A 14,155-nucleotide genomic window follows, 5' to 3' on the forward strand; every position below is an offset into this window, starting at 1 on the left:
CGCTTCAACGAAAGCTGCCCTTCCGGAAATTTCGCTGAAAATGCTCGTACACCTCGTAATTGTACAATCCAAGTCGTTGCTTAAGCGCCGCACAGAAAGCGATTAGCAGCTCGGAGCCTTCGGATTGCTCGAACTTAACGCCTTTTTCAACAAGATATTCGGCCATAGCTTGAAATGGCTGCTCCTGATTGCGAATTTGATCTCGAAGCATTAATACCTCATCCAGCAGAGATTGAATATGCTGCTCCTTAGCTTGTTCAGATAGCTCTCCGGCAGGACGGTAAACACTGCAAAATAACGCGTCAATGCTCTTATTGTCAATGTCGGCTCGTATCGCCCCTTCGCTGCGATTGCTTCCAAACAAAGTCTCGATCTCCTTCTCCAATATCGTAAGAAGCGGAAAGCCAGACTGGTAGCCGAGACTTTCTATCAATTGAAGGTAGTACCAGGTCTGCTGCTCTTTTCCCCGTTTGAATCGTTTCCAGACCTGATCCCCTTCAGTTTCCATAGCTCTCAATGTACTGCGGACATTGTGCAGCTTATCTGCACAAGCGACCATTCGAACTGTTTTGGGCGCCGTTTTCAAATATTGAATCGTATGCTCCTTCCGCTCTTCCCAGGACAATGACTTATCCGGTTCCGAGCAGCCTTGAACGATATCTGCCACCAGCAGTCCAAATAACCGTACCAGCTCATCGTATGTAGCCGGCGTATCCTCCAAAGTATCGTGCAGGATGCCTGCCGCTACAACCTCGGGCTTACAACGGGCTTCCTGTAAAATGAGACCGACCGCATAAGGATGGGATATGTACGGGATGTCCGTCCCTTTCCGAACTTGACCTTGATGGGCTTTTGCCGCGTATTCCAGTGCTCTGTCTATGATTGCAGCCATCTTAATCTCCCCCCTCTCTCTCCGCTCCAACGAGCTCAGTCAGTACTTTTCCAATGCTATCATGAATCAAATAATCCGCATGGCTATCATAAGACGTTGCCGACTGATTAATTAATACTAGTTGATTCCCGCCATAATACCGGATCAACCCGGCGGCAGGATTGACCGTCAACGACGTACCGCCGACGATAAGCATATCCGCTTTGGCTATAAAATCGGCTGCCTGCTGCATGACCTCGTAATCCAGAGGCTCCTCGTAGAGCACAACATCGGGCTTCACTGTCCCTCCGCATGAGTCACACTTAGGCACGGAATCGCCACAACTAACCATATGTTGCAAATTAAAAAATGTGCCGCATTCCATACAATAATTTCGATGAACGGACCCGTGCAGCTCCAGTACTTTTTGACTCCCTGCGGCTTGATGAAGTCCGTCGATATTTTGAGTAATAACCGCTTGAAGCTTTCCTTCTCGCTCAAGTCGAGCCAAAGCTTTATGCGCCGCATTCGGTACCGCATCTTTATAAATCATCTGTGACAGGTAGAAATCATAAAAATCCGCGGTATGCTCCATAAAAAAACTGCGGCTCAAAATAGTTTCCGGAGGTACGGAAAAACGGTTCTTCGTCTGGTATAGTCCGGAGGACGAACGAAAATCAGGAATGCTGCTCTCCGTCGAGACGCCGGCTCCGCCAAAAAATACAATGTTGCTGCTTTCCGCTACGATGTTTTTTAGCTGGTGAAGATTCATCGCATCCCTCTCCTTTCACCTATTGCATGTTATTACATTCGCTTTTTATTCCAGCATTTCCTTTTGTATACGCAATAGACGTGCTTTGGATTCGTGGAGCTTTGGATTCATCCTGTATCGGACCAAACAGTTGGTTATCTATGCAAAGAGTACTATAATGATTAAATAAGCTTCAATGGATAAAGTAATAAAGGAGATTCACAGTATGAATACTGAATACAACAAGGAGACCATCGAGCCCCTCTTAGGCATAAAACGGGTACTTGTGATGACGGCAGTTGATGCAGAAAGAGACGCTGTACAAAGAGGGCTTCAGGGGGACTCCCGATTTGAAGTGCTATCTGCGGGAGTCGGTCCTGTTGAAGCAGCAGTTACGACAGCAGCCATATTAGCTGGGGCCAAGCACACCTACGACTTGGTAGTATGTGCGGGAATCGCAGGCGGCTTTAAAGGACAAGCCGACATTGGCTCCCTGGTCGTCGCTAGTGAAATTGTCGCTGCAGACCTCGGCGCCGAGACGCCTGACGGCTTCCTCAGTCTAGACGAGCTAGGCTTTGGGACAGCCCGCATAGCTGTCGCCACCGAACTCGCGGGCCACGTCACGGAAGCTCTGCGCAACGCTGGACTGCAAGCACGCTCCGGGCCGGTACTTACCCTATCCACCGTAACAGGTACAGCGGAAGCTGCTACAGAACTGGCTTTGCGCGTTCCAGGCGCTGCTGCGGAAGGCATGGAAGGCTTTGGCATTGCAGCCGCCGCGCGCAAATTTGGCGTACCCGTACTTGAAATTCGCTCCATCTCCAATTCCGTAGGCCCTCGCGATAAGGCGGCATGGAGAATCGGAGAGGCACTCAAATCATTAGAAGCAGCAAGCACAGTCTTAATGGAGGTATTAAAATGAAAATCGCATTTTCACCTTGTCCTAATGACACGTTTGTATTCCACGCCTGGGTTCATGGACTCATACCAGGTACACCTAAGCTTGATGTTACGTATGCGGACATCGATATTACTAACGGTCTCGCAGCTAGCGGCAAAGGTCCGGAGGTACTCAAAGTCTCTTATGCGGCCCTACCATGGGTCATGTCCGAATACGCTTTACTGCCATGCGGCGGTGCCCTTGGAAGAGGCTGCGGCCCCTTAGTGCTGACCCGAAATAATGCAACCTCTACCCAAGACCCATCCGTATTGTCCGGTAAAAAAGTCGCCGTTCCAAGCGAGCGTTCAACGGCCTACCTGCTGTTCCGGCTGTGGGCTGCGCAAAACGTCCCAGGCGGCGTCGGTGAAATAGTAGTCATGCCGTTCCATGAAATTATGCCTGCGGTACGAGATGGCCATATTTATGCAGGTCTCGTCATTCATGAAGCAAGATTCACTTATCCTTCCTACGGACTAAGCCTTCTGACCGACTTGGGCAGCTGGTGGGAGTCGGATACTCAGCTTCCCATTCCGCTTGGTGCTATCATCGCCCGCCGCTCGCTGGATTTGACATCCATCACGAATTGGACGCGTGCTTCCGTGGAGTATGCATGGGCACATCCGGAAGTTTCCAAGGCATATATCCTAAACCATGCCCAAGAAATGGATCCGGCTGTAGCTCAAGCGCATATCGATTTGTATGTGAATGAATTTACGGCCAATTTAGGTGAAGACGGATATGGAGCCGTCGATGCTCTGCTCAGCCGTGCTGCTCAAGAAGGACTTGTTCCTGAGATAGATCTCGGCTCCCTGCGTTTATAAAAATCGCTTGGAGCTTTCCATAGTTGTTCTTTCCAATAGCGCCTCAAAGCGTTGAGATGTCGAGAAACCACGGGTTTCTCGACAAGCTTAACCCCTCGTAGCGTTCACCTCCCATGATACGATTTGTATATTTTTTATCTCCAAGGGATTGATTTAAGCAAAGAAACATGCAATAATACATCCATGGATACATATTGTATCAAACTAGCGATGGAGGGGTTACCTGTGAATGGGAGTATCGCAAACCTGATGAAAATGGAAGAACTGGATAGTGAGTGGACCGATCTGATCAGGACGGCTCGCACACAGGGAATCAGCGCCAATGAAATACGCGCCTTTTTAAGAAACCCGAGTCATCTTGCATATCCTGTGAGCCTACCCGCTAATGGCTACAATCCAAATGCAGCCCAAGGGTATCTTGAATTGAAATAAATAAATCATCTAACACTAAAGCAATGATCCAATAGATACAAGTTGTATATGAAAAAAGCCTCCACCGAGGTTTTTTCACAGATGATGCTAAATCGAAAAAGCCCCCTCAGGGGCTTTTCATCATTTTATCTTATCTTAATCCTTTTTAACCAAGCGGTCGTCCACAGAACCAAGAATGCCACCGTTGAATCAAGAATAACATCTTGAAATAAGGGCGACCTTCCTGGAACCAAAGACGGATGCCACTCATCCATTGCAGCCAGCCATTACTGCGGCGAGCCCTTTCCATCCAAGCCAGTTTGTCCTACTTAACCTTATCATTATGCCATTTCATAAATTCAATCACGATTTTATACTCATGTATACGTTCTTTTTCGATGCCTGAATTTTTCAAATCACTAATGAAATCAAGCCATTCTTTATCGGGATGCTGCTTTATATCCGGATCGGTCGCTATTTTAAGGAGCATTTTAAGATCCACCTTTAATACGGACGCGATTTTCTCCATAACATGGATGGATGGATTTTGCTTCAAATTACGTTCAATATTGCTCAAATACGATTTGGAAATACCGGTCCGCTCCGAAAGCTCGGAAAGAGTAAACCCTCTTTGTTTCCGAATGGAGGAAATATTATTACCGATCATGATTATCATCACTCCATAACTCTTCAGGCCGGCATTCACGGTTTTTCCGCATCACACCCTCAATACCCCTCATCGAACATTAACCCCCCGTGTCATGACCTCCCGCTCCTTACTCCAAATAGTCCCTTTAAACCGAGTAAAGTTCATACAAGAGCGATTACAGGAGTCTTCTGCTTGACTATTAGACTGGTTCCATCCTTTGAATTTCCAGTAAACTATTCGTTGATTATCCATTCCCTTATTAAAGCGCTTACCATTTCCTTCTCGGGATGTCTCGGTACGTAATGATGTGCCCCTGTTTATCATAGGCTCAGGCCACCACCTCCTTTGATTAATGCTTTAATGAACTTAAACTTACTATGTAGTAAAAAAGCCCCTAGTCCCTCATGCCAATCCCGTTATACGCTGAATACATCGGCATAAACTCACATAAATTTTACAAAAGGGGGTCATGCGTTATGTATTCGCTTCTAACGGGAACATGGAAGAGGGCACAATATGTTTACCATCAAGTGATGCATGCTTACCATTGCACTCTCTACAAGGATTGCCTTGATATGCAAATGAAAGAGCATTTTTACCGGATGGCGAGGCATCATGAGCTCAAAATAAAGTCGTCTGATTAATCAAAAACTCGTAGCTTGCTGCATTCCGATACGATTTAGTTGATTGCTTACGGTGTTCTTGATGCATTCGATAACTCTATATTGCTCATCCGGTGTCATCTTGGAGCCAGATGGGAGGCAAATACCTGTTGAGAATAATTGATCGGAAACGCTTTCGTTCTCAGCATGCTTATAATATTTGGCTCCTTCAAACAAGGGCTGCAAATGAAGCGGCTTCCATACAGGCCGTGCTTCAATATTTTCCTCCGTCAAAGCGGCCAGCAGCTCTCCAACCGTAATGACAGCCTCGCTCGAATCTATCGTTAACACGGTGAGCCAGCGGTTGGAACGAGTATCTTTCATTTCAGACATAAAATGAAAACCGGGGATATGTGACAGCTCTAAGTAATAGCGCTCAAAGATTGCCCTTCTTGCCTCCACTCTATCCTGCAATACTTCCAGCTGGGCTCTTCCGATACCCGCCAGCACATTGCTCATCCGATAGTTATAGCCCATCTGGCTGTGCTGATAATGAGAAGCTTGATCTCTTGCCTGTGTCGCTAAAAAGCGGGCATTCTGCAGCCCTTCAATATCGTTGGAAACAAGCATTCCTCCACCGGAGGTAGTAATAATTTTATTGCCGTTAAACGAATAGACGCCATACTTGCCGAACGTTCCGCTGGCTCTTCCCTTATAGGTTGATCCCAGAGATTCAGCCGCATCCTCAATGACCGGGATGTTATAGCGATTGCAGAGTGCCACAATCTCGTCCATTTTTGCACTTTGCCCGTATAAATTAACGACAATGACCGCTTTGGGCAAGCTGCCTTCTTTGGAAGCATCGGCCAGTGCCCGTTCCAATGCCTGTGGAGACATATTCCACGTTTCCGGCTCTGAATCGATAAACACAGGAACAGCACCCATGTACACAATAGGATTCGCACTGGCTACAAATGTGAGACTGGAGCAAAATACAGTATCTCCCTCTTTGATTCCTATCAATCGGAGAGCCAAATGAATGGCAGCCGTTCCGGAAATGACCGCAGCGGCGTCTCTGACTCCCACATAGGCGGCAAGCTCCTTCTCGAATGCATCGACATGTGGTCCTAGCGGAGCGATCCAATTTGTATCAAAGGCGTCCTGAATATATTTTAATTCGTTCTCACTCATATGCGGAGCGGACAAGTAAATTCTAGGTTTATCCATGCTCATAGCTCATGATCACGTCCTTTCTTGGGGTTATCTCGGTTATATTATTACAATGAGTCACTCTTGCAGGGCTTCCCACTGCCGTACTGAACGATGGAATATTACTGACAACCGTTGAGCCCGCGCCTATAACGGACCACTCACCGATTCTTTTGCCTGGAATAACGGCAGCCCCCGCACCGATCATCGTCCCTTCGTGGACTGTCACGGCTCCTGTAAGGGTTGCATGTGGTGCTACATGGGCATAATCCGACACCTTGCTGTCGTGCTCGACTATCGCCCCTGTATTGATGATCGTGTGATTGCCGATAACGGCATCCGCATTTATCGTACATTGAGCCATAACGACCGTACCCCGTCCTATCTTTGCACTTGGACTGATGATCGCAGAGGGATGAATCAGCGACACAAAGCTTTCATTCGTGAAGTCAAGTGAAGTGACGATTGTTTTTCTTACGCTATTATTTCCAATGGCAACAATAAACTTCAGATGCTCATTTTCCTCTAGCAATTGAGGAGCGGAAGCAACAGGTCCTCTGTAAATGCCGTCATCGTAGCATACAAGCTCCTCATATTTATCATCCAGGATGGCTTTTACCTCATCATTTTGACATCGAACGATATCCATAATGACTTTACTATGTCCACCCTCACCAATGACGCCAAGCTCCATCGTTCAACCCCCGCGTTTCATGAAAATTTAGAGCCTGTAAACCGTTCCATCGTTACATGGCTTCCATGGCTGATCCCTTCAGGCTTCAGCACCTTTTTTAGCGTCATGCCTAGTATTTTGAGGTCAAGAAAAAAGCTGCGATGCTCCAGATACCAAACATCAAGCCTGAACTTCTCTTCCCACGAAATGGCATTGCGGCCATTAACCTGCGCCCATCCTGTAATACCTGGCCGAACGTTATGCCTTTTGGCTTGCTCTTCGGTATACAAAGGCAAATAGTCCATCAGCAGCGGGCGAGGGCCAACCAAGCTTAGATCTCCCTTGACCACGTTGACCAATTGCAGCATTTCATCCAAGCTGTATCTTCTCAGAAATTGACCAAAAGGAGTCAACCTTACAGCATCGGACAGCAAATTCCCTTCACTATCGGTTGCATCCGTCATGGTCCGAAACTTATATAAATAGAACGGTTTGCCATGCAATCCCGGGCGCAGCTGCGCAAAGACAACCGGCGATCCTAGTTTCCTCTTCACCAGAACCGCTACGACTCCAATGACTGGAGATAATAGCAGCAGCAGTGAAATCGAAACCAGTAAGTCAAACAGTCGTTTCATGGTTTATCAGGCTCCTACAAGTTCAACTAAAATATTTGGCCTTTATTCGATCCATCTTCCAAGCAATATAATTCCACTTGACGAACCGATGGCCGTCTACTGCCACTAGCCATTGATTATTATTCATTCGAAGCTGGTCCATATGATGCATGCCGTCTCTTCTCCAATCGTTTTCCTGATCGGTTCCTTTTAGAATGACAGGCATTTCCTCATCCTCATATTCCAGCTCGGATAGCTTATTGATTTTATAGCCCTTCAAAGATCTTCCATAATAATCCGTGCCGTCCTGACTGTACCGATAAAGATAATCTCCTACGGAGATAATACGCCCTCCCGGCCTTCCAGCACTAATATCATTAGTAACTATGGGGCTGCGAGGATGCTCCTTCCATGGACCCTCCAGGTGATCCGAACAAAAGAGATGCAGATTCTTCCCTTCCGATCCGGCAAACAACCACCATTTGTCATTGTGCTTCACTAAAGTAGGGTCCAGGTACCGTCCCGTCATCATCTCTGCGGCAATGGTCCATTGCGATGGAAACTCAACCGCTTTGTACAATAGAACCCGATTGGCTCCTATCGTTTCGGGAATCATGAACCATTCATCTTGATCTTTAAACACTTGGGGATAAGAAAGATGAAAGGGCTCGCGAAGCACGATTCGATCGTAGCTCCACTTGCTCCCGTCCACGCTGATTGCTACTCCGATTTCTCCGCGTCCTGAAGCCTTATTCAGCACTTCAAAAAACATATAAACCTGCGAGTTATGCTCTACGATAAACGGATCCGCAACGAATTCCGCTTGTACATCATGGATATCGGAGGCCTGCAGCGTAGGTTGTCCCAGCAGCCTGTCTTCAATTGGAGTCGCGATCATATCTTCAGCACTAAATACCATGATGGACCATATCGGAGCCATCATCCCCTTTCGCAGTAAATTCATTACTGTGCACATCATCTGCACATATTTCTTAAGAAGGGGCAAGCTATTTCCCCCTTACGGCGGAGAGAATTTGTTCTTTAATTTCCTCGATTAAATCTTTAACTCCCATATTTTCCGCCTCATTGCCCCTGTGGTAAGCTGTTAACATAATTTCCTTCATCTGCTGCTGGGTCAGCTCCGATAGCTTCATATTTATAAAACCTCATTTACAAGATGCTCTATTGAAAAATCCCTTCCGCTTCGTTGAAACATCTGAGGCTCGCCATTCATGCCTATCCCCGCAAGCATAGATTCATATTCCTTATATCCATTAGGGTTATTGAGCTGCCAACGCCAGGCATCCTGGCACATATCCGTCAAACTTTTATTAGCAACCCATCCTAATTCACGCTCCGCTTTACTAGGATCGGCATAACACACTCCAATATCGCCCGGCCTTCGTCCTACAATCTGATACGGAATGGTCTTACCTGTTACGCTCTCAAAAGCAGCTACCATCTCCAATACACTGTACCCTCGACCCGTGCCAAGATTGTATGCCTCTACTCCGGTAGCAGCGTTCACTTTATCCAGTGCCTTTAAATGGCCTTGAGCTAGATCCACCGCATGGATATAATCCCTTACTCCCGTACCGTCTGGAGTAGGATAATCATTTCCATAAACCTGAAGCTTTTTGAGTCGGCCAACCGCCACTTGTGTAATGTAAGGCATAAGATTATTCGGAATGCCGTTCGGATCTTCTCCGATCCTCCCGCTTATGTGAGCTCCAACCGGATTAAAATAGCGTAATAACGCAATGCTCCATTTGGAATCCGACTTATGTAAATCCCGTAATATCTCCTCTATCATCAACTTCGTTCTTCCGTAAGGATTCGTTGCGCTAAGCGGCAGCTCCTCAGTGATAGGCACGAGCTCCTGCAGCCCGTATACAGTAGCGGAGGAGCTGAACACTAGCTTTTTCACTCCGTACTTCTCCATGACTTTACAAAGCGCCAATGTCCCTGTGATATTGTTGTCGTAGTAACGGAGAGGCATCTGAACCGATTCGCCTACTGCCTTAAGTCCAGCAAAGTGAATAACGGCCTCGATCTCATTTTGTGCGAATACGAGCTTATCAAGCCGCTCTTGGTCCATCAGGTCGATTTGATAGAATTTGAAATCTTTTCCCGTAATCTCTCTCACTCGCCGAAGTGATTCGAGGTGGCTGTTTGCCAAATTATCAACCACAATAATGTCATACCCTGCATTCAATAACTCCACACATGTATGACTTCCGATATAGCCGGAGCCACCCGTAATAAGAACCGCCATTCTCCCGCCTCCAAATACAGTTTTCAGCTTAGTCCGTAAACCTGCAGCAGCTTATTGGATGCACTTTTGACGTCATATCCCTCATCTTTAAATGCATCTATGATTTTATGGGAATCCATTAGCTTTTTAGGTCGTGAAGTGATCGCTCTGATCCATTCGTTCTCATCATTAAGCGATATATATTTAATCAATCCTAAACCCAAATCCGCCTTTAACGACACACCGTCCGATAAAATACATGGTAGCCCTCTAGCTTGCGCTTCGATCGCAACAATCCCTAAGCCTTCAAAAATAGAGGGTAAGACAAAAATGTCAAATGCACTCATTATAATGGGGACGTCACTTCGATTTCCGGTCAATCGGACATGTTCAGTTAAATTTCGTTTCTTCAGCTCTTTTTCTATTTCCCATTTAAGTGGTCCCTCACCAACAATGACAATGAGTGCATCTTGATTGATTTCACGAATTTGTTCAAATATTTTAATGATGTAAAGCGGATTTTTCACTTCAACCAATCTGGAGACGAGACCAATAACATAATGTTTATCCGATACTCCCAGTTCTTTGCGTATTTGATTTGTCTGATCCCTAGTAACGGAAATATATTTATTCACGTCTATACCGTTATTGATCAAATTCACTTTCCCTTTCTTTACAATGCCTTCCCCAAAAAGATACTCGGCCGCTTTCTCACTGCAAGCTGCGTAGTGTGTAGCGAATACATAAATGCACATACGCATAATGGATCTGAACATTTTTCGTGATAAGCTTAAACGGTTCTGATCGTCGGAGCTGTGAGCATGACATACCCGTGTTTTAATGCGTGCTAACCACGAAGCCAGCATAATAACTCCTGCATTAAACATGGCATGGGCGTGAATAACATCCGGCTTGATTTGGAGGAGTATACGCACAAGGGTCAGTATATACTTAACAGTCCCTACTTCCGTTCGGTCGGGTATCCTATATATATTCCCGCCTAACGATAATACCTCATCGTCATAATGGGCTTTTGACTTCTCGTGGATTAAAAAATCAAATTGAACCTTCTCTCGGTCAATAGAACGGAACATATTCATCACAAAAGCCTCTGTACCTCCGCACCATAATCCGCCTAATACATGTAAGACACTAAGCTTTCCGCTTTGCTTCATCTTCATGCACTCATCCTTTGTTCCTTGTAATGGTCAAAATCTTATAAAATCACTCTTATAAATAATATTTAAACTAATTACATTCTCATAATAAAAATAAATAAAGTAACAAACTAGGATGGCATAATAGATAAATTTACGTTCTTGTGGAACAAACAGCTTGATTACCCAAGGAATGAGTATTAGGTTGTATAAACCGAAATAGAAGCTAAACCGAGCAAATATCCATTGTTGAGTTGCGATAAACATAAAGATGAGATTGATTAAACACATATTGACAACATAATCGCTTTTAGGAAATAGCTGTCTAAGCTTTTCCCTGCCGATATATGCAATGACAACAGGAACCGCATTAACAACAACTCGTAAAAAATTAGCGCCATTTTTTTCAAGATCTTGATATTCGCTGTATTTGGTATCTTTAATGACTGTAAACAACACTTCGGATAGCTGGGCAAAGCCTGCTACAAAAATGATAGCAAATGAGACCAAAATAAACGTTTGATGGGTCCAGGCTCTCCTTCTTACAATGAAATAAATTGGAATCAAAATAAGCGCAGATTGATGAATCGTTGATGCAATAAGGATGATGACCATATACTTTTTCCAACTGCCGTCTAATAAATACTTTGTGGCTGCAAAGACAATAGCCGCAGCCATAAATTGCCTAATTCCATTCATAGACATTAAAAAAAGTCCGCTTGTAATATAAACATAAACACTTAACTCAAACATCATTGCGTATTTGTACAGTACACGGATAATAAGTACGTTAGTTATTAATGCAACTATAAAAATTAAAAACTGTGGATTATTCGTTATTTGCTGCAAAAACATTTGAATGAGATTAAAGCCAAATTCAGCCTTAAATCCGATATCTTCCAACTTCAATGGAGTCAAAGCGTATGAATGCATATAAAAAAAAGTATCACCGATATTATTTCTTAATCCAGCAACAAGCACGATGATGGCCCCAACCACAAATACTAGAAATTTGTTTGGTTGAATATATATGGGACCGATAGCTGTAGGTCTAGCTAAATATCTTGATAAAAGAGAGCAAACATACGCTGAGGAAAGAGTCATCCATAATACGAACATATTTTATTCCTCTCACCTGATTTAATAAGGTTGGAAACTTATCTTTTTAAAACCGTAGCCTTACTTGTATTACTAATGTATAAGTAGAGCAATAATCCAAAAGGTGCAGCTAGCATGGTGGTCCATTTACAAGGTGATTCTATTAAAAACCTGTGATTGCGGATCATCAGATTACTGGATACATAATGCATGGATTCCCGGAATTTTTCTTTAAAGGTTGGAGCATATTTCATAGCGACCTTTCTAAAAAATAAAAACCCTCTAGGGTTCTTTCGATATTGCTTTATAATGTTCATACTTGAGCCGTCATCCAAATACTCAACATAACAAAGGATTTCATTCATTATAAGCAGCGGATGCTCCTGATCAATAAATATGTATTTATAGCTGAGAGGACAGTACTTTTCATCGGGAAAAATAGGATAAGGTGGCGATTTTCTAGTTAAGTCTGATCTGTAAACAAGCTTCTTGTCCCCTTTGACCCTGTGCTTGCCATATAAATCCGATAAGGTTGAAGTTGGAATATCATCAGGCATCTTGGTTCCGATAATATCGCCATTGGGGGCTGCGTCCAGCCCGACAATTCCCGCATAGCGGGCGCTTCCGAATATTCCCCAGAATGTTACGATTCTCTCAACCGCATCGTCGGCCATAAAGTCATCGGAATCAATACAAACATTAAGCTCCGTATCGATTAATTCGTAAGCCGAGTTATGAGCCCCGTGCATCCCTTGATTTTCTTGATAGTGATAGCGAATCGGAACACAGCCTTCTGAGATCCAGCTTTGCACCAACTGCTCCGTCTGATCCGTTGAGCCATCGTCAATAATAAGCCAAACGAAATCTTTGGAGGTTTGTCTCTTTAAGCTTTCGTAACATAAATGAAGCGTATAAGCCCGATTGAATGTCGGTGTAAAAATCGTTAATGTCGGAACCATGCTAAAACCTCCGCAATCTATGCTTGCCTAGTGTACAGGCCCTGTTCCAAATAGTAATCCGATAGCCATTTAGCCATAGAATTCGTGTCGTAACCGTGGTCTTGTAATAATGCCGATGTATCCTCATGCTCGTAAGAAGAACTGAGGATTCGACCAGCCCAAGCTTCAGCGGATTCCTTTAAACTTAAAAATTGGACCCGCCCGGTTATATCCGCTTCTTTCGTAATAGCATCGGATACAAAACAGCGCAATCCAGCAGCCTGGGCTTCGACCATGACGACAGGTAAGCCCTCAAATAAAGATGGGAATAAAAACAGGTCCATCGCTTGCATAAGATCTGGTATATCGCTCCTGACCCCAAGAAACATTACGCAGGAGGATAATCCCAGCTGAGCCACCTTTTTTTCGATAGTTGGCCGTAAATAGCCATCTCCAGCTAGGACGAGCAAAGAATCCGGGCGTTTGTCATGTACGGCTTTAAAAATATCGATAAGAAAATGATGATTTTTTTGCTTATTGAATCTTCCGATGTGCCCCAAGACCAGCTTATTTTCGGCCTTTAATTGTTCCCTCATTCGATTTCTAACTTCGTCATCGTATTTATACTGGTTCACGTTTACTGCGTTATTCAGAACCTTCAAGTCTCCCGAAGCGGATATATCCTTACCGAACAGCCACTGCCCAGCATTTTTGGAGCAAGCAAAGTATTGGTTAGGATTATTCTTCATGGAGAGCCTCGCATAAATACGGAAGGGCAGCTTTAAATCGATTCCCAAATCGCTTAAATGGCTGTGGGCAATTCGGCAAGGCACCCCAGCACTTTTGGCTGCTCGAAGAACAAAGCTGCTATTTTCGTTGATGTGCGAATGAACGACCTGGTACTCGGAATGCTGTGCAAAAAACTCATCCAGCTTTTTAAAATAGTCGCGGTAGTTTCCTGGGCGAATCTGCGGCATACGGTGAATATTTCCTCCGAGACTTAAAATCTCATCATCATAATGTCCCTTTTCGTCCCTATGTACCATAAAATCGAATTGAATTTGGCTTCGATCTATTTGCCGGTAATAATTCATTAGCATCGTTTCGAGACCACCGCGGTTCATTATTGTAACAACTTGAAGTACACGGATAGGTTCCACTGAACCT

The 14,155-nt window shown here is 44.7% G+C and carries 17 protein-coding genes; 3 read left to right on the forward strand and 14 right to left on the reverse strand.

What is annotated here, in order from left to right:
• Positions 1 to 4: 4 nt before the first annotated feature.
• Complete coding sequence (locus tag QMA13_RS36480) at positions 5 to 892, reverse strand: HD domain-containing protein (RefSeq protein ID WP_349254183.1); 888 nt, start codon at positions 890 to 892, stop codon at positions 5 to 7.
• A 1-nt stretch (position 893) separates the two neighbouring features.
• Positions 894 to 1,643, reverse strand: a complete 750-nt coding sequence (locus tag QMA13_RS30730; RefSeq protein ID WP_282937441.1) for an NAD-dependent protein deacylase — start codon at positions 1,641 to 1,643, stop codon at positions 894 to 896.
• A 205-nt stretch (positions 1,644 to 1,848) separates the two neighbouring features.
• On the opposite strand from QMA13_RS30730, the gene QMA13_RS30735 reads away from it, so the two are divergent.
• The 3 genes from QMA13_RS30735 (at position 1,849) to QMA13_RS30745 (ending at position 3,815) form a co-directional block, all read left to right on the forward strand.
• Positions 1,849 to 2,544 carry a futalosine hydrolase gene (locus QMA13_RS30735; protein ID WP_282937442.1) on the forward strand — a complete coding sequence of 232 codons (696 nt, stop codon included), beginning with the start codon at positions 1,849 to 1,851 and terminating at the stop codon, positions 2,542 to 2,544.
• Complete coding sequence (locus QMA13_RS30740) at positions 2,541 to 3,383, forward strand: 1,4-dihydroxy-6-naphtoate synthase (protein ID WP_282937443.1); 843 nt, start codon at positions 2,541 to 2,543, stop codon at positions 3,381 to 3,383. Before QMA13_RS30735 ends, QMA13_RS30740 begins: the two co-directional genes overlap by 4 nt.
• Positions 3,384 to 3,608: 225 nt before the next feature.
• Positions 3,609 to 3,815: an anti-repressor SinI family protein gene (locus QMA13_RS30745; protein WP_282937444.1), complete on the forward strand. Its 207-nt coding sequence runs from the start codon at positions 3,609 to 3,611 to the stop codon at positions 3,813 to 3,815.
• A 125-nt stretch (positions 3,816 to 3,940) separates the two neighbouring features.
• On the opposite strand, the gene QMA13_RS36745 is transcribed toward QMA13_RS30745, so the two are convergent.
• From QMA13_RS36745 to QMA13_RS30800, 12 genes are all read right to left on the reverse strand, one after another.
• Positions 3,941 to 4,069 (reverse strand): VanZ family protein, encoded by a 129-nt coding sequence (locus QMA13_RS36745; RefSeq protein ID WP_481858056.1) that lies wholly within the window; start codon positions 4,067 to 4,069, stop codon positions 3,941 to 3,943.
• 50 nt (positions 4,070 to 4,119) lie between these two features.
• Positions 4,120 to 4,461 carry a helix-turn-helix domain-containing protein gene (locus QMA13_RS30750; protein ID WP_282937445.1) on the reverse strand — a complete coding sequence of 114 codons (342 nt, stop codon included), beginning with the start codon at positions 4,459 to 4,461 and terminating at the stop codon, positions 4,120 to 4,122.
• A gap of 626 nt (positions 4,462 to 5,087) precedes the next feature.
• On the reverse strand, positions 5,088 to 6,278 hold the full coding sequence (locus tag QMA13_RS30755) for a DegT/DnrJ/EryC1/StrS family aminotransferase (RefSeq protein WP_282937446.1): 1,191 nt from the start codon (positions 6,276 to 6,278) through the stop codon (positions 5,088 to 5,090).
• On the reverse strand, positions 6,265 to 6,948 hold the full coding sequence (locus QMA13_RS30760) for an acetyltransferase (RefSeq protein ID WP_282937447.1): 684 nt from the start codon (positions 6,946 to 6,948) through the stop codon (positions 6,265 to 6,267). The genes QMA13_RS30755 and QMA13_RS30760 overlap by 14 nt, the downstream gene beginning before the upstream one ends.
• A gap of 17 nt (positions 6,949 to 6,965) precedes the next feature.
• Positions 6,966 to 7,562 carry a sugar transferase gene (locus QMA13_RS30765; protein WP_282937448.1) on the reverse strand — a complete coding sequence of 199 codons (597 nt, stop codon included), beginning with the start codon at positions 7,560 to 7,562 and terminating at the stop codon, positions 6,966 to 6,968.
• Between the two features lie 22 nt (positions 7,563 to 7,584).
• Positions 7,585 to 8,505 (reverse strand): glucosamine inositolphosphorylceramide transferase family protein, encoded by a 921-nt coding sequence (locus QMA13_RS30770; protein ID WP_282937449.1) that lies wholly within the window; start codon positions 8,503 to 8,505, stop codon positions 7,585 to 7,587.
• A 43-nt stretch (positions 8,506 to 8,548) separates the two neighbouring features.
• A complete protein-coding gene (locus tag QMA13_RS30775; protein ID WP_282937450.1) occupies positions 8,549 to 8,695 on the reverse strand; it encodes a YwzD family small protein in 147 nt (48 codons plus the stop codon).
• 2 nt (positions 8,696 to 8,697) lie between these two features.
• Complete coding sequence (galE, locus tag QMA13_RS30780; RefSeq protein ID WP_282937451.1) at positions 8,698 to 9,816, reverse strand: UDP-glucose 4-epimerase GalE; 1,119 nt, start codon at positions 9,814 to 9,816, stop codon at positions 8,698 to 8,700.
• Between the two features lie 23 nt (positions 9,817 to 9,839).
• The gene (locus QMA13_RS30785; RefSeq protein WP_282937452.1) at positions 9,840 to 10,976 is read right to left on the reverse strand and encodes a glycosyltransferase family 1 protein; all 1,137 of its coding nucleotides are present in this window, start codon (positions 10,974 to 10,976) and stop codon (positions 9,840 to 9,842) included.
• Positions 10,977 to 11,003: 27 nt separating this feature from the next.
• Positions 11,004 to 12,071, reverse strand: a complete 1,068-nt coding sequence (locus QMA13_RS30790) for an EpsG family protein (RefSeq protein ID WP_282937453.1) — start codon at positions 12,069 to 12,071, stop codon at positions 11,004 to 11,006.
• Between the two features lie 38 nt (positions 12,072 to 12,109).
• Positions 12,110 to 13,009, reverse strand: coding sequence for a glycosyltransferase family A protein (locus QMA13_RS30795; protein WP_282937454.1), 900 nt, complete (start codon positions 13,007 to 13,009; stop codon positions 12,110 to 12,112).
• A 17-nt stretch (positions 13,010 to 13,026) separates the two neighbouring features.
• Complete coding sequence (locus tag QMA13_RS30800) at positions 13,027 to 14,148, reverse strand: glycosyltransferase family 1 protein (protein WP_282937455.1); 1,122 nt, start codon at positions 14,146 to 14,148, stop codon at positions 13,027 to 13,029.
• Between the last annotated feature and the right edge of the window lie 7 nt (positions 14,149 to 14,155).

The sequence above is a fragment of the Paenibacillus sp. RC67 genome (assembly GCF_030020805.1).
Taxonomy (GTDB): domain Bacteria; phylum Bacillota; class Bacilli; order Paenibacillales; family NBRC-103111; genus Paenibacillus_S.